The sequence below is a fragment of the Xanthomonas hortorum pv. pelargonii genome (assembly GCF_024499015.1).
GTDB lineage: Bacteria > Pseudomonadota > Gammaproteobacteria > Xanthomonadales > Xanthomonadaceae > Xanthomonas > Xanthomonas hortorum_B.
The window spans coordinates 1113549-1135280 of the sequence record NZ_CP098604.1 but is presented as its reverse complement, the minus strand read 5'-3'; the positions used below and the strand labels follow the sequence as shown (position 1 = coordinate 1135280).

The 21732-nt window shown below is 59.7% G+C and carries 22 protein-coding genes, 1 tRNA gene, 1 other RNA gene and 3 pseudogenes; 15 read left to right on the top strand and 12 right to left on the bottom strand.

Annotated elements, in window-relative coordinates:
* Positions 1 to 55 precede the first annotated feature (55 nt).
* Positions 56 to 460: a DUF6165 family protein gene (locus tag NDY25_RS04960; RefSeq protein ID WP_168956939.1), complete on the top strand. Its 405-nt coding sequence runs from the start codon at positions 56 to 58 to the stop codon at positions 458 to 460.
* A 105-nt stretch (positions 461 to 565) separates the two neighbouring features.
* Here the strand turns inward: NDY25_RS04960 and NDY25_RS04955 are convergent, their stop codons facing one another.
* Entirely contained in the window at positions 566 to 1615 is a 1050-nt protein-coding gene (locus NDY25_RS04955; protein ID WP_168956938.1) for a glycosyltransferase family 9 protein, read from the bottom strand.
* A 20-nt stretch (positions 1616 to 1635) separates the two neighbouring features.
* On the opposite strand from NDY25_RS04955, the gene NDY25_RS04950 reads away from it, so the two are divergent.
* The 6 genes from NDY25_RS04950 to NDY25_RS04925 all read left to right on the top strand — a co-directional run bounded on the left by NDY25_RS04950 (position 1636) and on the right by NDY25_RS04925 (position 5430).
* Positions 1636 to 2385 (top strand): 3-deoxy-D-manno-octulosonic acid kinase, encoded by a 750-nt coding sequence (locus NDY25_RS04950; protein WP_168956937.1) that lies wholly within the window; start codon positions 1636 to 1638, stop codon positions 2383 to 2385.
* The gene (locus NDY25_RS04945; RefSeq protein WP_168956936.1) at positions 2385 to 3134 is read left to right on the top strand and encodes an MBL fold metallo-hydrolase; all 750 of its coding nucleotides are present in this window, start codon (positions 2385 to 2387) and stop codon (positions 3132 to 3134) included. Before NDY25_RS04950 ends, NDY25_RS04945 begins: the two co-directional genes overlap by 1 nt.
* Positions 3134 to 4168 carry a GTP 3',8-cyclase MoaA gene (gene moaA, locus NDY25_RS04940; protein ID WP_168956935.1) on the top strand — a complete coding sequence of 345 codons (1035 nt, stop codon included), beginning with the start codon at positions 3134 to 3136 and terminating at the stop codon, positions 4166 to 4168. The genes NDY25_RS04945 and moaA overlap by 1 nt, the downstream gene beginning before the upstream one ends.
* 76 nt (positions 4169 to 4244) lie before the next feature.
* Positions 4245 to 4742: a cyclic pyranopterin monophosphate synthase MoaC gene (gene moaC, locus NDY25_RS04935; RefSeq protein ID WP_168956934.1), complete on the top strand. Its 498-nt coding sequence runs from the start codon at positions 4245 to 4247 to the stop codon at positions 4740 to 4742.
* Positions 4739 to 4984 carry a MoaD/ThiS family protein gene (locus NDY25_RS04930; RefSeq protein WP_006448430.1) on the top strand — a complete coding sequence of 82 codons (246 nt, stop codon included), beginning with the start codon at positions 4739 to 4741 and terminating at the stop codon, positions 4982 to 4984. The genes moaC and NDY25_RS04930 overlap by 4 nt, the downstream gene beginning before the upstream one ends.
* Positions 4981 to 5430: a molybdenum cofactor biosynthesis protein MoaE gene (locus tag NDY25_RS04925; protein ID WP_168956933.1), complete on the top strand. Its 450-nt coding sequence runs from the start codon at positions 4981 to 4983 to the stop codon at positions 5428 to 5430. Before NDY25_RS04930 ends, NDY25_RS04925 begins: the two co-directional genes overlap by 4 nt.
* Before the next feature lie 75 nt (positions 5431 to 5505).
* Here NDY25_RS04925 and ffs read toward each other — a convergent pair.
* An RNA gene (ffs, locus tag NDY25_RS04920) (signal recognition particle sRNA small type) lies at positions 5506 to 5602 on the bottom strand.
* Positions 5603 to 5981: 379 nt separating this feature from the next.
* On the opposite strand from ffs, the pseudogene NDY25_RS04915 reads away from it, so the two are divergent.
* The 3 genes and pseudogenes from NDY25_RS04915 to NDY25_RS04905 all read left to right on the top strand — a co-directional run.
* Positions 5982 to 6388, top strand: a pseudogene (locus NDY25_RS04915) (tyrosine-type recombinase/integrase); the annotation flags it as partial.
* A 156-nt stretch (positions 6389 to 6544) separates the two neighbouring features.
* Complete coding sequence (locus tag NDY25_RS04910; RefSeq protein WP_256627824.1) at positions 6545 to 6922, top strand: hypothetical protein; 378 nt, start codon at positions 6545 to 6547, stop codon at positions 6920 to 6922.
* Positions 6923 to 7382: 460 nt separating this feature from the next.
* On the top strand, positions 7383 to 7979 hold the full coding sequence (locus NDY25_RS04905; RefSeq protein WP_256627823.1) for an RES domain-containing protein: 597 nt from the start codon (positions 7383 to 7385) through the stop codon (positions 7977 to 7979).
* A 236-nt stretch (positions 7980 to 8215) separates the two neighbouring features.
* Here the strand turns inward: NDY25_RS04905 and NDY25_RS04900 are convergent, their stop codons facing one another.
* The 7 genes and pseudogenes from NDY25_RS04900 to NDY25_RS04870 all read right to left on the bottom strand — a co-directional run bounded on the left by NDY25_RS04900 (position 8216) and on the right by NDY25_RS04870 (position 12980).
* The gene (locus NDY25_RS04900) at positions 8216 to 8851 is read right to left on the bottom strand and encodes an XVIPCD domain-containing protein (RefSeq protein ID WP_256627822.1); all 636 of its coding nucleotides are present in this window, start codon (positions 8849 to 8851) and stop codon (positions 8216 to 8218) included.
* A 20-nt stretch (positions 8852 to 8871) separates the two neighbouring features.
* Entirely contained in the window at positions 8872 to 9369 is a 498-nt protein-coding gene (locus NDY25_RS04895) for a hypothetical protein (RefSeq protein WP_256627821.1), read from the bottom strand.
* Between the two features lie 291 nt (positions 9370 to 9660).
* Entirely contained in the window at positions 9661 to 10389 is a 729-nt protein-coding gene (locus NDY25_RS04890) for a hypothetical protein (RefSeq protein ID WP_256627820.1), read from the bottom strand.
* A gap of 24 nt (positions 10390 to 10413) precedes the next feature.
* Positions 10414 to 11310: a hypothetical protein gene (locus tag NDY25_RS04885; protein WP_168956929.1), complete on the bottom strand. Its 897-nt coding sequence runs from the start codon at positions 11308 to 11310 to the stop codon at positions 10414 to 10416.
* Positions 11311 to 11486: 176 nt separating this feature from the next.
* Positions 11487 to 11866: pseudogene (locus NDY25_RS04880) on the bottom strand (hypothetical protein).
* Complete coding sequence (locus tag NDY25_RS04875; protein ID WP_168956927.1) at positions 11863 to 12174, bottom strand: hypothetical protein; 312 nt, start codon at positions 12172 to 12174, stop codon at positions 11863 to 11865. The pseudogene NDY25_RS04880 and the gene NDY25_RS04875 overlap by 4 nt, the downstream one beginning before the upstream one ends.
* A gap of 45 nt (positions 12175 to 12219) precedes the next feature.
* Positions 12220 to 12980 (bottom strand): annotated as a pseudogene (locus NDY25_RS04870) (hypothetical protein).
* A 111-nt stretch (positions 12981 to 13091) separates the two neighbouring features.
* Between NDY25_RS04870 and NDY25_RS04865 the strand changes: the two are divergent.
* Positions 13092 to 13430 carry a helix-turn-helix domain-containing protein gene (locus tag NDY25_RS04865; protein WP_046343993.1) on the top strand — a complete coding sequence of 113 codons (339 nt, stop codon included), beginning with the start codon at positions 13092 to 13094 and terminating at the stop codon, positions 13428 to 13430.
* A 142-nt stretch (positions 13431 to 13572) separates the two neighbouring features.
* Here the strand turns inward: NDY25_RS04865 and NDY25_RS23265 are convergent, their stop codons facing one another.
* A complete protein-coding gene (locus NDY25_RS23265; RefSeq protein ID WP_233366327.1) occupies positions 13573 to 14157 on the bottom strand; it encodes a BrxR family transcriptional regulator in 585 nt (194 codons plus the stop codon).
* 121 nt (positions 14158 to 14278) lie between these two features.
* Here NDY25_RS23265 and NDY25_RS04855 point away from each other — a divergent pair.
* The 4 genes from NDY25_RS04855 to NDY25_RS04840 all read left to right on the top strand — a co-directional run bounded on the left by NDY25_RS04855 (position 14279) and on the right by NDY25_RS04840 (position 19228).
* Positions 14279 to 15386, top strand: a protein-coding gene (locus tag NDY25_RS04855; RefSeq protein ID WP_256627624.1) for an IS3 family transposase whose coding sequence is annotated in 2 segments (ribosomal slippage) — positions 14279 to 14535 and positions 14534 to 15386 — 1110 coding nt in all. Because the reading frame shifts where the segments join, the coding sequence is not laid out codon by codon here.
* Between the two features lie 233 nt (positions 15387 to 15619).
* On the top strand, positions 15620 to 18193 hold the full coding sequence (locus tag NDY25_RS04850; protein ID WP_233366606.1) for an RHS repeat-associated core domain-containing protein: 2574 nt from the start codon (positions 15620 to 15622) through the stop codon (positions 18191 to 18193).
* A 23-nt stretch (positions 18194 to 18216) separates the two neighbouring features.
* On the top strand, positions 18217 to 18369 hold the full coding sequence (locus NDY25_RS04845; protein ID WP_256627819.1) for a hypothetical protein: 153 nt from the start codon (positions 18217 to 18219) through the stop codon (positions 18367 to 18369).
* 376 nt (positions 18370 to 18745) lie between these two features.
* Positions 18746 to 19228: a hypothetical protein gene (locus tag NDY25_RS04840; protein WP_256627818.1), complete on the top strand. Its 483-nt coding sequence runs from the start codon at positions 18746 to 18748 to the stop codon at positions 19226 to 19228.
* A 702-nt stretch (positions 19229 to 19930) separates the two neighbouring features.
* Here NDY25_RS04840 and NDY25_RS04835 read toward each other — a convergent pair.
* Together NDY25_RS04835 and NDY25_RS04830 are read right to left on the bottom strand one after the other, a co-directional pair.
* Positions 19931 to 21412 carry a site-specific integrase gene (locus NDY25_RS04835; RefSeq protein WP_256627817.1) on the bottom strand — a complete coding sequence of 494 codons (1482 nt, stop codon included), beginning with the start codon at positions 21410 to 21412 and terminating at the stop codon, positions 19931 to 19933.
* Between the two features lie 86 nt (positions 21413 to 21498).
* Positions 21499 to 21591: transfer RNA gene (locus tag NDY25_RS04830), tRNA-Ser, on the bottom strand.
* Positions 21592 to 21732: the final 141 nt, after the last annotated feature.

The window sequence follows — 21732 nt, the reverse complement described above, 5'->3', positions numbered from 1 at the left end:
AGCCAGCCGGTGCGATGCCTACACTTCCACCTTTGCTATCCGTTGGAGGCATGACATGTCCGAGATTCTGGTGCCGGTGTCCTTTGGTGAGCTGCTCGACAAGATCGCGATCCTGCAGATCAAGTCCGAGCGCATGCGCGATGCGGCCAAGCTGACCAATGTGCGCAACGAGCTGTCTGCGCTGGAAATCAGCTGGATGGCGCATCCGGCCGCCGGTCACGACATCGTGCGTTTGCGTGCCGCGCTCAAGGCTGTCAACGAGCGGCTGTGGGTGATCGAAGACGACATCCGTCTCAAGGAGCAGGCGCAGACCTTCGACGATGAATTCGTGCAGCTGGCGCGCAGCGTCTATATCGAAAACGACGAGCGCGCGCGCATCAAGAAAGAGATCAACCTGGCGCTAGGGTCGTCGTATGTGGAAGAGAAGTCGTATCAGGACTATCGCGCGACGGGTGTCTGAGCGCTAATGCTTTGCGCTGCTCCTAGGCAGCCGAGCAACGGCGCAGTGCGCGCCGCTTGCTCAAGCGATTGAACGCCTGTTTGAGCGACCATCCGTCGCCGCTCCTCAGCGCGGATGATCGGTGCGATAACGCTCGAAAGCAGCGATCGCATCGTCCACGGTGATCAGCGACATCACCTCGTCGAACTCGATCTTGGTGCCCCATTTCAGGTGATCGGCCGGCTTGCCCAGGTATTTGCGGGCGGCCGCATCGTAACGATCCACACAATAGCGCACGTCCGAATACGGGCCGCTGCGCAGCGGGTTGCTCGCTGCATGCAGGCCGAGCACCTTGGTGCCCATCGCATTGGCGATATGCATCGGGCCCGAATCCGGTGTGACCACCAGATCGGCGCGGGCGAGCAGGGCGGGGAGCTGCTTGAGCGTGTCCTTGCCGACCAGGTCCAGCACCGGCGTGCGTGCGGCCGCGACGATGGCATCGGCGGTGCTGCGTTCAAGCTCGCTGCGGCCACCGCACAGCACGATTCGCCAGCCTTGCGCAGCGGCGTGATCGGCCAGCGCCGCGTGGCGGTCTGGGTACCAGTTGCGGCGTGCGTGGCTGGAGCAGGGCGAGATCATCAGCACCGGGCGGCCGTCGTCCTCCCACTGCGCGCGGGCCCAGCTCTGCGCATCCTCGGGAACCGGCAGGTCCCAGCGCACCTGGGTCTGGGTCAAGCCGAGCGGCTGCGCGAAGCTGCCGATGGCGTCGAGCACATGGATGCCGGGGCGGTCGGCGATGCGCTCGTTGACGAACAGGCCGTGCAGGTCTTTGGAGCGGCTGCGGTCGTAGCCGATCCGCCGCCGCGCCGGCACGAATGCCGACAGCACATTCGCGCGGAAGGCCACCTGCATCTGCAGCAAGGCATCGAAGCGGTCCAGCGGCGCCAGCGACTGGCGCAGCGCGCGCATGCCGGCAATGCCGGTGCGCTTGTCGTAGGCATGAAACTGCACACCGGGCAGGCCGTCGAGCAACTTCAGCCCGGCCTTGTCGATGATCCAATGCAGCTGGCTTGCTGGAAATCCCGCCTGCAAGGTGCGCACCAGCGGCACCACGTGGGTGACGTCACCCAGGGCGGACAGGCGCAGCAGGCATAATGAAGCGGGCGTAGAAGCCATGGTGTTGTTAGACTCGATAGATGGTTTCTTTCGACGCCACTGAAGCGCTGACGCCGTACCGCGAAGGCCGCGGTTATGGCGCCATTCTGTTCGACCGCGAACGGCTGCGGCAAGCCGATACCACGCTGTTTTCGCCGCAACACTGGGGCGACAGGGCGCGGCCGGTGGATGAGGGCGGGCGTGGCGGGGCGTGGTTTGTGGATGCGCCGTTCGGCCGCAGCGTGTTGCGCCAGTATCTGCGTGGCGGCATGGCTGCCCGGGTGAGTCGCGATCACTACCTGTGGAAAGGGGCAGGGCGCACACGCAGCTTCGCCGAATTCCGGCTGATGCGCGAGTTGCTCAGCCGCAAGTTGCCGGTGCCGCGCCCGTTGGCGGCCTGCTACCTGCGCGAAGGATTGGGCTATCGCGCTGCGCTGTTGATGGAACGCCTGGAAAACGTGCGCTCGCTGGCCGATCACGCGCAGGTTGCCGGCCGTGGCGCGCCGTGGGAAGAGACCGGGCGGTTGATTGCGCGCTTTCATCGCGCCGGCCTGGATCACGCCGATCTCAACGCGCACAACATTCTGTTCGATGCTGGTGGGCACGGCTGGTTGATTGATTTCGACCGTGGCGTGTTGCGCATTCCGGCCACGCGCTGGCGCGAGCGCAATCTGGCGCGGCTGCATCGCTCGCTGTTGAAATTGCGCGGCACGCGCAGCCGCGAAGATGTCGACAAGGATTGCGAGCGCCTGCATCGCGCCTACGAACTGGCCTGGGGCCGGGGCTACTAATGAACTGGGCGTTGCGTGTGCAGGGAGTCGGCAATGCGTCGGCGGTGGCGCTTGGCTCGCCGATGGCCACACTCGAGCGCGCCGGAGCGCCGTGGCTGACCATCGACTGCGGCAGCGAGGGGCTGACTGCGTACCAGGCCCATTACGGCCAGTTGCCGCAGGCGTTCTTCATCACCCATGTGCATCTGGACCATGTTGGCGGGCTAGAGCGGGTGTTCGTGGACAGCTATTTCTCCGAGCGGCGCGGGCGCACCCGCCTGTACGTGCCGGCGCCGGTAGTGCCGCTGCTGCAGCGGCGGATCGCCGACTACCCGAACGTGCTGGCCGAGGGCGGCGCCAACTTCTGGGATGCGTTTCAGCTGGTGCCGGTCGGCGATGCGTTCTGGCACGACGGCGTGCGGCTGGAAGTGTTCCCGGTGCGCCACCATTGGCCGGAGACCGCCTACGGGCTGCGCCTGAAGGGTGCGCTGGTGTGGAGCGGCGATACCCGGCCGATCCCGGAAATGCTGGCCCGCTATGCCGATGACGGCGAGCTCATCGCGCATGACTGCGGCGTTCACGGCAACCCGTCGCATACTGGCGTGGACGATTTGGAGCGGGAATACCCGCAGGACCTGTTGAGCCGCATGCTGCTGTACCACTACGCCAGCGATGCCGACGGCGACGTGCTTCGCGCACGCGGCCATCGTGTTGCGGTGCCTGGACACTACCTGGAGCTGGCGGAGCCGACCGCCGCCATGGTGCCCTGATGAGCGCCTTGCTGCTGCCGAGTCCGACTGCCGCGCCGATGCAGGACCGCTATGGCCGGCCGCTGCGCGATTTGCGGCTGTCGGTCATCGAGGCCTGCAACTTCCGCTGCGGTTACTGCATGCCAGCCGATCGGGTGCCGGACGACTACGGATTCGACGCGCAGCAAAGGCTGAGCTTCGATCAGCTGGAAACGCTGGTGCGCGCATTCGTCTCGGTGGGCGTCACCAAGGTGCGTCTGACTGGCGGCGAGCCGTTGCTGCGCCGTGACCTGCCGAGCTTGGTTGCGCGACTGACCGCCATCGACGGCATCGAGGATCTGGCGCTCACCACCAACGGCACCTTGCTGGCGCGTCAGGCGGTTGCCCTGCGTCAGGCCGGGCTGCGCCGCATCACCGTGAGCATGGATGCCTTGGATCCGGAGCTGTTCAGACGCATGAGCGGCAACCGCGGCGAGATCGCGCAGGTGCTGGCCGGTATTGCCGCTGCCGAGCGGGCCGGCTTCCAGCGCTTAAAGATTAATTGCGTGGTGCAGCGCGGCGTCAACGAAGATCAGGTGTTGCCACTTGTGGAGCACTTCCGTGGCACCGGCCACGTGCTGCGCTTTATCGAATTCATGGATGTGGGCAGCTGCAATGGCTGGACGCCGGATGCGGTGGTGACCTCAGCGCAACTGCACGAACGCATCCACGCGCGCTGGCCGCTGGTGCCGCTGGATGCCAATTACACCGGCGAAGTGGCGCAACGGCATGCCTTTGCCGACGGCGCGGGCGAGGTGGGTTTCGTCAGTTCGGTCAGCGTGCCGTTTTGCGGCGATTGCCAGCGCGCACGCGTGTCGGCCGATGGGCAGTTGTATACCTGCCTGTTTGCTAGCCAGGGCCATGACCTCAAGCCAGCGTTGGGCCAGGGCGAGCATGGATTGTCGGAACATCTGCGCGCGCGCTGGAGCATCCGTGGCGACCGCTACAGCGAGGTGCGTGCGTCGTCGACGCCGCGCCGCGGCAAGCCGGTCGAGATGTTTTTGATCGGTGGGTGAGTGGTGGTTGTTTCATCAGGGCACCGCTTTCACCGAGAATGCCGCATCCTGGGCGCCTGTCATTGTGTCGTTTCCCATGCCCGCAAAAAGCCGTTCCGCACGCCTGACCCACCTGGATGACGCCGGGCTGCCCACCATGGTGGATGTCTCGGACAAGGCGGTCACCGCACGCAGTGCTACTGCCGAAAGTCGCGTGCGATTTCCCGCAGCCGTGGCCACGCAGCTGCGCGCCAACGGCTTGCGCAGCGCCAAGGGCGGCATCGTGGAGACCGCGGTGATCGCCGGCACCATGGCGGTCAAGCGCACGCACGAATTGATTCCGTTCTGCCACCCGCTGCCGATCGATGCGTGCCGCTTCGAGATCGACTGGGTTGGCGAACAGGTGCTGCACATCAGCTGCACGGTGCGCTGCGTACATCGCACCGGGGTGGAGATGGAAGCGCTTACCGGTGCCAGCGTGGCGGCATTGACGGTCTACGACATGTGCAAGGCGTTGTCGCATGCAATGAGCATCGGCCCAACCAGGCTGGTGTCCAAACGCGGCGGCAAGCGCGATATCGGAGCAACGCGATGAGCGCGACAGTGACGGTGCTGTATTTCGCCAGCTTGCGTGAAGCGGCGGGCGTTGCAAGCGAGCAGGTGCACTCGGATGCGCAGGATTTGCGCGCGTTCTATGCCGAACTCGATACGCGCCATGGCCTGCGCTGGACGCCGACGCAGCTGCGCGTCGCGGTGGATGGCGCGTTCGCACGCTGGGAGGACGAGGTGCGCGACGGCAGTGAAATCGTGTTTATTCCGCCGGTGTCGGGAGGTTGAGTGTGAGCGAGCAGACAACCGCCATCTTTGCGCTTTCTGACGTGCCGTTACCGATCGACAGCTTGCGTGCTGCGCTGGAGCATCCGCATGCCGGCGCGTTTGCCAGTTTCGAGGGTTGGGTGCGCAACCATAACGAAGGCCGCGGCGTGGCCGGGCTGCGCTACGAAGCCTATGCCGCACTCGCGCAGGCCGAAGGCCAACGCGTGCTCGACGAAGCGATGAGCCGGTTTGCCATCGTCAACGCGCACTGCGTGCACCGCGTAGGCGAGTTGCGCATCGGCGACATGGCGGTGTGGGTGGGCGTCAGTGCGGCGCATCGCGGTGCCGCATTCGATGCCTGCCGCTTCATCATCGACGAAGTCAAGGCGCGCGTGCCGATCTGGAAGCACGAGCATTACCTGGAAGGCGATGCGGGCTGGCTGCATCCGGAAGCGCATACGCAATGACAGCGTTGCTGCCGCTTTGCGAATGCGCACACAACCGTCGCCACATGGGCAGCCTGTTTTTTGATTAGGGTGGTGTCCCCGCCGGTTGACCTCGGCGCCCGCGTCAATCGATACCGTTGCTGCCTTCCGGCCCTGGCGGGATTTTCGATCTAGCGTCGCGAGGGACCGACGGGGCCACCATAAGACGTGGGCCACTGGCGTGACCCTGGATCCATGCAATCGCGTTGCAGGATCATAAAACTGGCGGAGAGAGGGGGAGGTACTGATCCCGATCCAACTTCCTGACTCTCCTACAGCCACGCAAACCAGGAGGGTGTCCTGCTTTGTGGTCTGCCATTGTAGCGGGTTGTTCATGCCCGTTGCTAGCCTCAGTGATCGGCTCCCCGTTGGCCACTGGAGGGGCGTGGAGGTGGTAATACCCCACTCGCATCATTGGTTTGAAGATGGGACGGACTCCAAGACCAATCACCAGTCACGCCCGCAAGCATGGATATCCCTGGCGCCTCCCAATCAGTTGCCTTACGGCAGCAAGAGGAAGTGGCGTTTAGGCAGTCATCGAGGCGGGGTTCCTTCCTGACGTGGAGGAAGCTCGGGTAAAGCGGTTGTTTCCAAGCCTACCCAACTCAACAGGGCTGGGCTATGGGCGGCAGCTGAGCCGCCAGTCTCCGTCTACATCAAGCGGCAAGGGGTGTCGGAGAAGGGGCGGGCCTTCCACGGCTTCCGCCACACCATCGCTTCAAAGCTGGATGAGGCGGGTGTGTCGGCGTCTGCTATCGGGGCGCTCATGGGCCATGGGACGGGGCAAACGGTCTTGGAGAGGTTCCACATCGACTGGCGGGGCCTGCTGGACCGGGTGGCTTCGCTCGACCGTTTTAATCAGTTGGTTTCGCTTACTGTCTACAAGCCCCTGAAGTTTTGGACAACCTTAAGTAGTCGCTGGCCAAAATCTATCAGATAAGCCATATAAGCCATACTTGACATATGTAGGCTCAGCGATTACCATGAAATTGCTCAAAAATGGAATTCGATTATGTCTACGCCTACCCCTACATTTCCGTGGGATGAGGTCGCTTCTACAGGCCGCGATCTACAGCAGTCTAAGGAGAGGCTGGACATGTTGGAGCTCTCGCTTGCAAGTGTGTTGTCGAAAATCCGACCTGGCCTGCACGGGGCGGAGCATATTCCTGGATATCTAGCTGACTGGAGCTTGGCCAGCTCCGTGCTTGTCTCTTCGTCCAACCTTTCGTTCGAGCTCGTAAAGTCAGAGGCTCGGCACCTACGCACCCATAGTCGGCTTGAGGCTGCATTACAGCAAAGCAGCGATGCGCACGCCATCGCGCTGAAAGAAGCAGGGCTTGAGCCTACAGTGCTGGAAATACTGAAGTCGTGGGTCGAGGTTCAAGTTGAGGGCCGTGTGCTGCAGCGGCAGTTGGATTTTGACCGTCTGGTCAACCGTGTGGCAGATGTTAAGCCAGCGGAGGTCTTTTTATAACCTGGCGCGATGCCAGCAAATTTTTATCTGCTTCTGAGTTCTCAAGGGAGCTAGGTATCAGTGACGAAACCGTGCGTCGGCGCGAAGCTGACCGTGAGGTGTTCTCAATACTTCGACCGGGACGCAAGCGCGGCCGTGAATATCCGGCTTTTCAAGCATGGCCAGGAATCGTTGGAGCGCCACTGGTTAAAGTATTGACAGCGCTGGACCCGGGATTGGGTTCAGCAACCTATGGTTTCTTCGTTTCGCCCAATGAACTTTTGTATGATCTGACTCCGGTAGAAGTGCTTTACGGTGTAGTCCTATCGCCTCGAGACCTGAGCGCTGGCGGTGCCGATGAGCTTTTGGCTTCGGCGCCAGATGCGCGACTAGAGGCCGTCGTTAGGGCCGCCAACGCGTATGTCTTGGGGCCATGAGGGGACGGATTTATGGCGTTGTCTGCTGAAAAATCCAGGTTCACTTGCTTGATCCGAACAGCCGGCCTTTGGTCCGGCTGTTTCGTTATGACGGCATGGAGTGGGACCCACCAGATGTCAAGTTTCGTAAACTCCGCGTTGACCCTCCAGATGGATTTAAGGATCAGTTTGCTGTGCTATATACCGCCGACACTTTGCCAGCAGTGGCAATGGAATGCCGGGTGTTGCAGGTAAGCGCTCTGGATGACAGCTTTAAGTGGTCAAAGGATTTGGCAGAGCAATACTCAGTCGTCCGCTATGCATTTTCAGAGCCGGCGCTTTTCATCCCAATCGATGGTAATAATCGTGATTTGCTGGGGCTATCGTGGCGGGGCGGTAAGTTAGACCACACCTATTTGCCATTTCAGAAGGCTGCGCTCGAGTTGCATCAGCGATTCGGAAAAATCATCCACGGGTTGAGCTGGCAATCTTATCATCGCCATCAGTTGGGTCGTGTTTATGCAATCTGGCACGAACATAAGTCTACAATTGATTTGAGCATAACGTCGAGCAAGCCGTATTCCAAGCTCATTGATGACTCTGAGTGGAGTGATTTTCTAAATGAAAACCCTGGCATTGAGCAAATAGACAAGGCGCCTTAAGATTTCTGGATTTGCCAAGATGTGACCATGTGCTAGAAATGCGGCTTCGCAAACTTCATCTGCTGCTGTGTTTGAACGGGGCAGTCAAAAGAAAAAGGCAGGAATATCCGAGCTTTCTTGGTGCGACCACCAAGCGTGGTTGATCAGAAGTTGCACTCCCCGCATCGCGAGCGATTCGTGACCAAGCCTGCTATGACGGTTCGCAGCGTCATCACTCAACACAGCCTCGTCCGCGATCAGGTCATCCGCATCTGGGGCGTGTTCTGGCTTTGCGTCTGTTCGACCGCTTGTTGCTGAGCCTGACTCTGCGCCAAGCGTTGGTTGGTCTGTTCTAACTGGGCGAACGATTGCTCAACGGGGGCATGGGCGGCCTGCGCGGTTGGCATGTCAGCACGCAAGGCGGCGGGGTCTCCCAACCTGCCTTGGACCACAAAGATGGTGCGTGCAGCTTCCACGGTATCCGTTGCACTGCTAAGCAATACATGGTCCACGCGCGTTAGACCATTTTCCTTAGCTAGGGCCAAAAGGCTGGCGCTGGTCTGCTGGTTTATCTCATCCGGAACGCCCGCTTGCCGTCCAAGCTCGGTCACTTTGCCTTTGATTTGCTCGTGCATCGCGTGGTCCGGGTGTTCGGGATGCGCTGGCGTCTTGGCCGGTGCGGTCGGAACGGGGTTGTTGGCGCGCTCCAACGCACGATCCGCGGGCGTTTGCCAAGGTTCAATCAGCGGCTTGCCACCAATGTGCCCCGTAGCCAGATCCTTTTCCAGATTGACGCGAGCCCATTTGGAATCAACATCCAAGCGACGTGTGGCTTCGTCGAAGTGGTTGTCGATGAGGTGTTCGGCGGTTGCCTTGGCTTGCTCCTCCCACATGTTCTTGGGGTCCCAATGGCCTAGGGCTTCAATCGCCCTTTCAAGCCGCGAGGTGACCAGCTGTTGTGGGTCGCCGGTTTGGTCTTTGCCACGCCGATGACCGACGCTTTGACCTCAAAAACTTCCCAGCGGTCTGCTTTGGGATTGAAGCCGACCAAGTCGTTGCCGTGGCCAGAATTGTTTTGGATCGGCACCAAATCGCGATATCCCTCCCTGGCGAGTTGGTGCGAAACAATGGCCTCGCCGATGTCACCCGTCTCGGCTCTGGTCAAGGCTGAGAGTTCTCGGCCCCCGACGGACTTCGTGATCGCTCTATCGAACGGCACCGAGCCATCGAACATGGTGACGTCTTGGCGGGCCAGATAGCCCAGTTCCTTTGGCGTCAGTGCTCCGCTTTCGAGTAATCCATCCAGATGGCCTGATTTGCGCAGTCCCTCCACCAATTCCCCAAGCTCGCCCTGGCTGCGTTTAACGCCTGCCAGGCCGCTAAACATCAGGTCGGCACCCTTGGCTTCCATTCCCCCTGGTCTGGGCCTGTCTAGCTTCGTGGGCCAACTCAAGCAGTTCCTGTGAAAGCTCGCCTGCTACGTGCCCCTCAGCTCTGCCGGCAATGCGTCCAGCGGGAGGTGTTAACTCTTCGGCTGCGTTGGCGGCCTCGGCTACCTTGCCAAGCTTGGTGAGCTTGGACGCGGGCACGAACGTTGCGATGATCTCAACGGCGGCCGCGCCTTTTGCTTCGCCTAAGTATTGTTTCTGCGTGCCATCTCGAGTGGCCTGTTCAAATCCCTTCTCCCATTCGTTCCAGGCGTTCACTGCTGCGTTGCGGATATCGCGTGGCACCTTCCCGGGTCTTCGACGACTTGTGAGCCATAGACCACAGCCGAACCAATGACCAAGTTTCGAAAGTTCTCATCGGTGCTGAACTGATGGGCAAACTTGGCCAGATCGACTGTATCGCCCAGCATATTGAGGCCGTGGCTTGTGGCCCCCTTCATCGCGCCATAGCTGTCCTGTCCACTCTCGGCAAGATTGGCTGAGAGGGTGCCGGCGGCACGTTCCAGGTAGCTGTTTTGTGGGTTGTTGCGAACTTCTTGGGACCAGTTCCGCGATGCGGCCAGGCTGTCGCTGATCTCGGTATCGGTCCAACGCAGCGCAGCGCCGCCGCTTGTCTCAACCTGCTTCCAAGCCGCAGCCGCCGGCTCCTCAATGAAACGCTCGGAGATCCGTTCCAGCATTGATTCGTTGACATTGGCCGAATCACGTGCTGCTTCCAAACGCATTGCATCGGCAGGTGGAAGGCGACTGGAGATTGCTTGGATCAGCGTGCCAACCTGTTCACGCCCCTGCGGGTTGGCGTAGGCGGGCGATCGAACAATGTCATTGATCAGTCCGGGGGCATCAAGTCCTTGGATGGTTTGGTGATTCAAGATGAGGCGATGGGCCTCAAGGGCGGTGAGATCCACATGGCCATTGGCATCGGTCGCCATAGCCATTGCCGCAATGTCGGAACTACGTGTGGTGCGTGCCGGATCGTTCATGGATGAATCCTTTCAATCGGTCGGTCAACGGAACAGCGGGTAGTCCTCTTTCACGCGCGTCAAGACGGCAGCGATGAGGGGGTGGGGCGAAGCAGGAGCGATGTCACGCACTACAGACCATGGCCCATCAATCAGCGTGTGGCCGCATGTAAAATCTGGAAGATGATCGCGACGCCTAAGTGCTTGAACGGCCAACAACTCGACCGGGAAGACGCGGTCAAAGTTGCGGTCGAATTCATAGGACTTAGAGCCAGTGCTGGCTTTGCTTCGGCTGAGATGGAATTCAGCGGCCTGATTCATTTCTCGCGCAAAGGTGTCTTGGTCGTCGGTCTTCCAGCTGTCTAAGACACCTTGATATGCTGCGATCAACGGTTTGCGTGGCTCAAAGGTGGTGGAGAGGCCATAGGCTTCGGAAAGCAAGGCAATCAAAAACACGTCGTGGGTGTTGTGAGCGATGCGCCGGGACTGAGGCAACGTGTTGAGCCTCTCGTCCTTTTCGGCCATTTCTAGAAAACGCTGCGTGCAGATGTTGCCGGCGTCCCAATAGGACAAAGCCGTAGGACCCGCCGCGCGCAGGCTGTCGGAATACTCTGCTGGCCAATTGCCAAGCTGCGCGTGCATTTGGCTATGCACCGCATCCCAGCGGAGCAGCAGAGCGCGGCTTTCGATGGTCCAGTGGAGGAACTGGGAAAGCTCGGCCACGTCGGAACGAAAGTAAGCATCGCAAGCCGCAATGCTCCAAAAGTGGCTGATTCGCCCAAGTTGCGTGCCGGCCTTCGGACTCAGCGTTGCGGTGGCTTTAAGATGTTCTTGCAGAGCACTGGTGTAACGATCTATGTCGCCCGATGTTTGAGCGCGCTCAAGCCATTCCTTGCATTCCGGAATCAGGGCTTTCAACGAGGGATGGAGGGGCAGCGTCATGCGGGGTGGTTCCTAAGCGTCAATCATCCTGATTGGATCGTAGCTTACCGTGGAGATATCGGAGGCTGCATGGAGCGCAGATGGATTGGAAGGCATTTCTCACGTATGCGGAAGATTCATAGCGAGCAACCGCCGATCGAGCCAAGCGGAGCTGTTTCGTCGTTTTAAACGATCCCTCATGTGCTGAGGTCGACCCAAAGCACGAGCAGCAACATGGGCAGCCCGCTCAGCACCGAGGTAACCCAAAAGCTCCCATCACGGTCAGCGGCGTCATGACCCACCACTGCCACCAGCTGAAGCCACGATCGCGCTGGCGGGCCATGTGAGCCTCGAAAGCGTAGAGGCGCTCTGCTTTTCGCAAACCTCGTCGAGCCATGAGCGGCCCAACGATGAAGCCAAACGGGCCCAGGAAGAGAAGGCTGAGCGAGAACCACCAGAAGAACCGGTTGTGCGGAGTAGTAACCTTCTTGTAGGCAGCGCGCATGGCGCCGTCTTCGCGGAAGTCGCCGATGGCGCCTGCCGACATTCCCACAATCGAATCGGGTTGGGTCTTCATTTGGCGTAGGCCCTCCAAGTGCCGTCGGCCTTCGCATAGCGAAGATTTTTGCTGACCGGGATGGGCACCTGCCGGCCCTCAATGTTGAGCACCGCTTGGCCGCGGGTATCGCAGCGGTAGCCCTCGGCGCCTTCCGCTTCAACGCAGCCGGAGAGCTCGAATTGGACGTCGGTGACCTGTCCGGCGCCGCTGTCCTTCAGCAGTTGGACAAAGGCTTCCTTGGCATTGTCAGACGAAGGCTTGCCGCCGCAGGCGGTCAGGCCCAGGGCCATGGTCAACGCGACCAGGCCGATCCTTGCGTGTTTCATGTCTGTCCTTTGATAGCGAGAGGGATTGGGAAGTAGGAGGCAGGGTTACTTGTCGCGGTTCCCGTCGGGCTTGAACCCAGCGATCCACATCCGTGTGTCCTTGAAGGGCGTCAGCAGGCCGCTGGGTCCGGGGTGCAGGTCGGCGGTCTGGATAAAGCCGGCTACCCAAGCGATGCGCAGCGACACGTCCACAGCGCGGTCAGCGACGCCAGGGCGGCTCACGTTGACCACGAATGGCTGAGCTGGTGGGTTGGGACCCGTGGACCGCTGAGCGCCCGTGTTGGGCTTGCTGGGCAGCACGCGGATACCGCTTAAAGTGTCCCGGCCCTTCCAGAGCGCAGCGCTGTTTAGCTCCGCCGTCTCACCCAGGTCGTCCGTTTCCGTCACGGCAGCATCGAAGCAGGCGCGGAAGGTCTCGACGCTTGAGGCGGTCGGGCTGGTCCAGATGCGGGCTTCCGCGGTCCAGCAGGGCAGGGATGCCCCCACTCGGTAAAGGTCAACGCGACTCGGGGCCAGTCCAGGCGCCCCGCCTGGGCAGCCTGGTGGTTGTCGCCCTTGAAGAGGTTGGGCAGCTTCCCGGCGCCACTGACGGGCGTGTAGATCGAGCCGGTCCCCTGACCGCCAGCCTTGCTTGCGGTGTTCGTCTTGATGCCGACCATTTGCTTGCCGGTGTCGGCCAAGCCCTTGCCGAGCTGACGAAAGAAGCCGGACTTCTGCTCCGGCACCTCTTGTGCTTGGACACTGAGTGGAGAGACGAGCGTCAACGCCACGAGCGCAGCGAACGCTCCTTGTCCTGTGTGCTTCATACGAAAAGCCCCTGTAGACCGCCGGTCTGGCAGCATTTACGATAATCGCAGATGAGTCGCCCGCTTCCAAGCGGCACACTGAGGGAATTCAGCTTTCGTGCAATCTTCTCGATGCCCAAACCCAAGACACCGGCCACGGTCTATGGCACGCGTCTGCGCCATGCGCGGATGGCCATGGGCTGGACACAAGCCGAGCTGGCGGAGCGCATTGGGATGGTGGACTCGGTGTCGGGAGCCACGCGCGTGAGCCGCTACGAGACGGGGCAACATGACCCGGACCCTGCGACGGCTGAGGCCTTAGCAAAGGCGCTGGATTTGCCGGTGGCTTACTTTCATGCGACGTCAGACCTCCTCGCGGAGGTCATTCTGCTGGTCGCCAAGCTTCCCGCCGCGAAGCAAAAAGAAGCACTGAAACGTTTGCGCGAAATTGCGGAGTCAGCTGAAGGCTGATGCCGGCCGTGCCGTATCTAAGCACTCGCTGTGTCTTCGAGTCTCGGCCACGTGGAAAGCTACTCACCAAAACTAAGTGACTAAAGTCGCAACTTCATCAAGTTCTTGGGCGCAGTTTTAGCTTCCAAAGGCCGGCTACGTGTCACGATTCAATAAGGCCTGGCACATGTTGAGCAAGCTCTGCGCGATTCAGAAGAACAATCTGCTGTTCGTTGCCTGGCAAGTCTTCCGTGCGACGGTGAACTCCGAGTCGCCGTAAGAGGTAGTAGGCCAAGCATTGGCGAGTTGATATGGCCAATTGCCCATCGACCATTTCGTAGTCGAGCTCGATAGCCCTTCGCTGCCCTGGTGACAAGTCAGGGTGTGGGCCGATCACGATCGTAAGCAGACGCTCCCACTCCTCATCTACTTCTGGAACGTGCTGGGCGGGCAGGGGAGCGACATAGTCCATCACGCGAGCGAAGACAAAGTCACAGAAAGCCTCACGTCTATGGCAGAACGCGCGCACGTGCCAGCGGGCCCCATCGTATGCGAGCCCGCGCGGGCTGATCTGACGCCGCGTTGGCTCGGGTCGACTCATGGACTGGTAGTTGATCTCGATGCTATCCCCCGTTCGAATCGCGTCCAACACCGCTCGCAAGAGGTCAGTCTGGACGGACCTAGTGGGGTGTCGAACAATCGCCGTCTTTGGCACGTCTGCTAAAAAGCTAACGTCCGCAGGAATCATTCCGGTGGTCAGCGCGTAAAGCTCTGCCAAATATCTGCTGCTGGTCGTGTCGACTCCCCGTAAAATTGATCCATCCATAACTAGAGGTCTCCGGGCACACTAGCCACCAAGGAGACCAACGATGCGCAAGAGCAAGTTCACCGAAAGCCAGATTGTCGCCACGCTGAAGCAGGTTGAGGGCGGCCGCCAGGTCAAGGATGTGTGCCGTGAGCTGGGCATTTCCGATGCGACGTACTACGTCTGGAAGTCCAAGTACGGTGGCATGGAGGCAGCCGATGTGCAGCGCCTTCGCGACCTGGAGACCGAGCACAGCAAGCTCAAACGCATGTACGCCGAGCTCGCCATGGAAAACCATGCATTGAAGGATGTCATCGCAAAAAGCTGTAGACCCGGCGCACAAACGCCCGCTTCTTGCCTGGCTCGTCGAGCAGCATGGCTGGAGCGAGCGCCGGGCCTGTGCGGTCGTTGGCGTGGCTCGCTCGACAGTGCGCTATCGGCGTCGTCCCGATCGCGACGAGGAGGTCATTGCGCTGTTGTCCGAATTGGCCGAGCGTTTTCCCGAGCGTGGTTTTGGAAAGCTCTTTCAGATCATCCGCCGTCGCGGACATGTGTGGAATCACAAAAGGGTGTGGCGCGTGTATTGCCTGATGAAACTCAATCAACGTCGTCGCAGCAGGCGCCGGGTCCCGACGCGTCATCCACAACCGCTGGCATGCGGAGAGCGACCCAATGCTGGATGGTCGATCGACTTCATGTCCGATGCGTTGTGGGATGGTCGACGCTTCCGCACGTTCAATGTCATCGACGATTTCAGTCGGGAAGCCTTGGCGATCGAAGTGGACTTGAATCTCCCGGCCGCCCGCGTCATCCGCACCTTGGAACGCATCGCAGCCTGGCGCGGCTACCCCGCCAAACTTCGCTTGGACAATGGCCCGGAGTTTGTCGCATTGGCCTTGGCCGAGTGGGCCGAGCGCAAAGGCATCGCCTTGGACTTCATCGAGCCGGGGCGTCCAATGCAAAACGGTTTTATCGAACGCTTCAACGGCAGCTACCGGCGCGGCGTGCTGGACATGCATCTCTTCCGCACGCTGAGCGAGGTTCGCGAACAGACCGAACACTGGCTGGCCGACTACAACCAGCAGATCCCGCACGACAGCCTGGGCGGGCTAACGCCCGCCGAGTTCCGTGATCAACATCAACCGCAGACCTCTAATTTTGGCTGGCATTGAATTACGGGGAGTCGACACAAGCACTGACCCAGGTCGAGCAAGATGCCGTTTCCGGGAAGCAGCGTCAGCAGACCTTCACCTATTGCGAGCAGGTCGACGTAACCGCAGGAAGCTGCCCCCTGGTGGGAGTGCTGCTGCGTGTGGACGGAGCGCGCACGGATCTCAGCGACGCCACCACCTACGACTACTATCCCGCGGCCCAGGGCGGAGACCTGAAGACGATCACCAATGCAGTGGGCCAGGTCACCCAGTTCCTCAGTTACGATAGCGCCGGCCGTCTGTTGTCGCAGAAGGATCCGAATGGGGTTGTGACCGACTACAGCTACGATGCGCGAGGTCGGCTGACGGCAAGCATGGTCAGAGGACAGGACAGCGGCTCGGAGACGGATGACCGCATTACGCGCTACAGCTATTTGCCCACCGGCTTGGTCAAGCAGGTTGCGCTGCCGGGTGGCGACGTGTCTGACTTCACCTACGACAGCGCATTCCGCCTGACCAAGGTTTCGGATCGTTACGGAAATGCCATCCTCTATACGCTCGACAAATCCGGACACCTGATCAAGGAGGACATCACGGATGCAAAAGGCGTTCTTAAGTCCACCATGTCCCGGCTCTACGATGAGCTAGGCCACCTAAAAACAACCGCAGATGCGCAGGGCAACCCAACGGATTTTACCTACGATGCAGTGGGCACGTTGAAGGAGCGGACAGATGCCATGGGTAGGTCAAGCACCTATACCTATGATGCCTTGCATCGCTTGAAGCAGAGTATTGAAGACGCTGGCGGCATTAAGGTGACGAGCGCTTTCCAATACGACGTGCTTGGACAACCGTCAGTGGTAACGGACCCGAAAGGCTTGAAGACAACCTACCAGCGCAATGGTCTGGGCGAACTGTTGGCGCTACAGAGTCCCGACACAGGCAGCACCGGCTTCACCTACGACGACGCAGGCAACGTGCTGTCCAGGAAGGACGCAGCCAGCCGGCAGGCCACCTACACCTACGATGCCTTAAACCGGCCAGTGTCGGTGACCTATGCCGATGCGGCGCTCGAAACCCGTTTTGTCTACGACGTGGCCCCGGCTGTCTGCGTGGCGGGAGAGCAGTTCGCAGCCGGGCGCCTGGCCAGCATGAAGGACGGCAGCGGCACAACGCAGTATTGCTACAACCGATTCGGTGACCTGGTGCGCAAGGTCCAGACGACCAATGGCAAGGCACTGACGGTCCGTTATGCCTACACGGCAGGCGGGAACTTGACGAGCATGGTCTATCCGGACGAGGCGATGGTTGACTATGTGCGCAATGAGCTGGGGCAGATCGCCGAGGTGGGCTATACCGCGCCTGGAGGCTCGCGCGAGGTGTTGGTCAAGGGTGTCACGTATTTGCCGATGGGCCCGGTGGCCGGTTGGACCTACGGCAACGGCCGCGTGCTGACCCGAGCTTACGATCAGGATTACCGCCCCAAGGCCATTCAGGACAAAGCGGTTGGCGGTCTGGATGTCGGGTTCGGATTCGATGAGGTGGGCAATCTCACCTCACTGACCCCAGCCGGCAATCCGACGCCGGAGATCGGCCTGGGCTACGACACGCTCGGCCGCCTCACAGCCCTCACCGACGGTGTCACCGGAACCGTCATTGATGGCTATAGCTATGACGCCACCGGCAATCGCCTCAGCGCCAAGGTCGGCAGCGTGACACAGGCTTACACCTATCCAACGACCAATCATCGCCTGAGTGCAGTAGCTGGCGTGGCGCGCACCTACGACAAGACAGGCAATACGCTGAGTATCGGTGGCAAGGCGCGGGAGTTCCCCTACGACGCATCCGGTCGCATGAGCATGGTCAAGCGCGCAGGCGCGGTGGTGATGAACTACCGCTACAACGGTAAAGGCGAGCAGGTGCGCCGCTTCCTCGGCACCACCAACACCTACACACTTTACGATGAAGCCGGCCACTGGCTGGGCGACTACGACACCAATGGCGCGCCCAAGCAGCAGGTGATCTGGCTGGACGACCTACCGGTGGGCCTGCTGGCCAACGCCAACAAGCTGCACTACATCGAGCCCGATCACCTGGGTAGCCCGCGTGTGGTGGTTGACCCGGTTCGTAACGTGGCGGTGTGGAGTTGGAGCCTGAAGGGCGAGGCCTTCGGCAACACGGCGCCGAATCAGGATCCGGATGGCGATGGTGCGGCGTTGGTGTTGGATATGCGGTTCCCAGGGCAGCGGTTTGATGCGGCCAGTGGACTAAATCAGAATTACTTCCGGGATTACGATGCTGCTACCGGGCGATATGGGCAGAGTGATCCGATTGGGCTTGATGGAGGGATTGCCACGTATGCCTATGTTGGCGGGAGTCCTTATGGCAAAATTGATCCACTGGGATTGGCTGATGTTTATATTTGGATGCCATTGCCTTATACGGGTGGCATCCCCAGCTACGGGAAATTGCACTCAACGTTTGGCCACGTGTCGGTGGATGCTTATGGTCAAGGTTTCTCATATGGCCCGGCAGGAAACACGATAGATCCTTGGTATTCCAGCAATCAGCATGAAATTAGGGATGCGGTTGTGCACCACTTGGATATGAGTCCATCGCAGGAAAAAGCTTTAGCTACCTGCTTGTCAAAAGATCAAGGGGAATATGGCTTGACGAACAACTGTGGTTCCCCGCTTCAGAATTGCTTGCGGGATATGGGGATGCCATTATCTCCATTGAATGCTATTTTTCCGGAGACTCTGAATATGATGCTGTATATCAATCCAGCTGTGAAAAAGTCACATTCACTCTTTCAGGCTAGGCCATGATCGCGCGGTTCCGGACATTGTTAATGGCTCTTCTGCTGACGTTGACTATTACGGGCTGTGCTCCGGATATGGAGATCATTCCCGTTGGCGAAGTGACGGTTTATAAAAAATCAGATGGTCCGGAAGTGTTGGGGGTGGCTTCGAGCCCCTGCCAGTTAAGAAAGTGGTTTACCTGAATAAGGCGGATTATGTGGTTGAAGTTGAGTATCAAGGTGGGAACGGCTACGTAAGGGGTGGAGCTTTTCACCTTTCGCGTAAATAACTGAGGTATAAAAGCTCTCAGCACCCAATCACATGGGGCCTTCTTCCCTAGTCCTCTCGACAAATTAAGAATGGCGAAAATCTCAAGAGCCTGGATAAGAAGGTTATTTTAACGCTCATTTTGGTGTGGCAGCTTCTTACAATAATTTTATTGTGGGCCAGGAAGCTTCGTAGGAATGTCGTGTGGCCCCGTAAAATCTTCAGTGGGACGGAGTCGATCTTGCTTATGATTTGGCTTGTCTTGGAGCACCGTTGGCTTTCTATTCTATTGCATCTCGGAGTGAGGTCAGGATGAGTAGAGCCAAGATTTTATTGTTTGCCCTGCTTACGCTTTCAGGCTGCGCACCTTATGACGCTCCAAGAATTTATAAGGATTTGGAAAGCCTGGAGACATCGAATGATTTTTCAGTTTCAGCGTCGCTAGGTGGCATACCTAGTGATGCTACCGAAATCGATGTTTACTCTGACATTGATTCGGGTCTCACGATGATGTCCTTTAAGACTGCTCAGAGTGTGACTGTTTCTGAGTTGTTCGATCGCCAGTTGCCTGCGGTCCAATACCATCTTGTTCAGGACAACGTTGGATTTGCAGGCGCCACTATCGTGGACATACGTTATGGATGTGAGAGCAGGGAGGTGAAGGCGAGCGGCGAGTCGCTGAAATATCAGAAAGTCGTGTTTTTAGGGGCGACCTCCGGCAGGCGGTATCGGTGGAATAACGTGAATCCTGATATTTATAGTAGGCTCTGCTCAAATCCAGCGGTAGGAGCCTAATTTGGTAGCAGATGATGCCCTTCGTTTTGAATGGGTGGTTTTCAATGTGGAGCGCTGGCATCACCGTATTCGCCGGCTATGGCGTTTCAATGATCCAGGTCGGCGGCGATGTGGATCATTGAGTCCTCCTGAGAGGTCGGGTGCTTACAACTTCTTCGAGAACGGCCCGAGTCGTGGCTTTAAGATAGGCGCTGGCGGTGTTGCCGGCTCAACCACAGCTGTAGATTCATCCGTTTCAAAATGTGGCTGCAAGTGATGAGCATTAAGATGATCGCCAGGATTTTTTTGCGGCAAGTGCGATGGCATTTGCATTCCTTATGGTGTGCTTCCTTGTCGTTCTCGTGGCATTTGATCTCGATTATGCGGATAAAGTTTGGAGCGGAATTTATCCAGTAATAGCTTGGCTAATCGCTTTATTGATTTGCTGCAAATTCATGCGTGAATCAAAGGCGACGTCCCCCCAATCTGAGTAGCAGTCGGGCTTAGAGGCCGGGGTTTGTGATATCGGTGTTGGTCAGCTGTTTCGCATACGTAGATGGCGTCGTGCCGCCGATTGCTGGACCGCCCCGAGAAGTCTTGAGGTTCCATTTCTTGAGAAGGTGGAGCCATCAGCGGAGCAAGCAAGTTCTCCCCGGAAATCCGGGGAGCCTTCGGCGAAGATGGCGCTGGAGTATCAAGGCGCTTGAGCGCAAAGGGAACGACTCACGTTGTCTGATTCATCAAGGCCGATAAGGAATCAAGGCTAAGCTCGTAATTGAGCACCGAAAGGCCCGGCGACACGCCCCGTAACCCATCAAGCTTCTCGCTGGCGGTGAAGTCCCGGCTGTAGGTGACGTGGTGTTCGTCGTCCAACTCGTGGCCGACCAACTGAGCCCGGAGCTCGGACACCACACCGGCGCCTTGCAACTCCTGGATCAGGGTTTTGCGCAGCGAGTGAAAGCCACGCTTGGCCTTGGGCCAGTTCTTGCCCACCTCGGCCAGGTGCCGGCTGAAGGCCTTGGAGATCCAGTTGCCTTGGCCGTTCTTGGCATCGGCCTTGGCCGCTGGGAACAAGCGCTCCTGGCCTTTGGCGCGCGCCTGCTCGACCCAGCCCAGAAAGCCCAAGGCAAGCAGGTCGGGATGAATCGGCACGGTCCTCAAGCTCACGTCCGTCTTCACTTTCTGGTGCTCGCCCTCATCCGAAATCTGGATGCAGGGGATGCCGCCTTCCTCGACTACGTCGGCGGTCAGCAGTTGGCCGACCTCCGAAGCACGGGCGCCGGTATACAGGCCAATGAGGGATGCCCACCGTGCCGCCAGGGGCAGGGCTTCAAAAGCAGCCGGTGCGAACAGGGCCTGGACCTGGTGGGCGTCGTAGGCCTTGAACCCGAACTTGCGCCTGGCCCGCTTCTCGCGGGTGGAATAGCTCACGTGCCCGGACGCAGGGTTGTCGCCCCGGGGGTAGTGGTCCGAGGCCTGGGCCCACTCGAAGAACCCGCCCTTGCCGCCGATGTAGGACTGCTTGTTGGTGAGCGTGGGTGTAGATGCTCCCTTCTCTCGCATGTCCTGATACCAACGCGCCAGGTCCGAGCGGGTGATCGTGTGTAGCTTGGTCTTCTCGCCCAGGAAGCTGGTCAACAGCTCGATGGCGGTCCGCTTGATGGTCCAGGTCTTGGGCAAGGTGCTGCCCTTGAGGCTGTTCAGCCAGGTGTCTCGGGCCTTCCCGAGCGTGATTGATTCGAGGGCGGGCTTCGTCGTCCGCCGTGGCGTCGGGAGGGGCGCCACGTGCTGATGAATCAACTCCCCCAACGCGCTGGGCTGCGGGGCCGTGAGCGCCATGAGTTGCTGGTAGAGCGTGACGTCCTCTGGGCTGTCGATCTGCCATTGCTCGGTGATCGACCCATCCGCCGAGCGCGTCCGATTCAGCGTCAACTCCTGCGGACGTTCGGTGCCGGTCAGGCGCGCGAGGAGCGCGTCCAAGTCGTCGTCTCGGCTTTGCATGCGTCGTTCCCTCAACACAATGAAGACCTGAGCATAGCGGGCGGCCAGCGTCAGCGCGCGCAGCCGAGCCTCGCGCATGTCGTAAGTGTGCAGGGTGCGTTTGAAGGTCTGCCGACCCACGATGGGCTGCAAATCGACCGGGACACGCTGGCGATAGGACCAAAGTCCGGAGGGGGCTCGAACGAGATGATGAGGAATGCGCATGGGCGTCGTGTGTTCCGACTTGCGCAGCTGCAGCCAGTTTTTACGCTAACAAAAAAACCCCTGATTTCTCAGGGGTTTGCGTATTCTGGCGGAGAGAGGGGGATTCGAACCCCCGAAGCGCGGTTTAGACGCTTACACACTTTCCAGGCGTGCTCCTTCAACCACTCGGACACCTCTCCGTACCTGCCGTCCGACTGGGTCAGCGGCAGGAGCGGGATTCTAGCCGCCGCAGGCGCGGTTAACAAGGCGAACGATCTCTGCGGTCGGGAGCATGCCGCCGATGTAGGCCCTCAGGTTAAGCAAACACGCTTGCCGGGCGA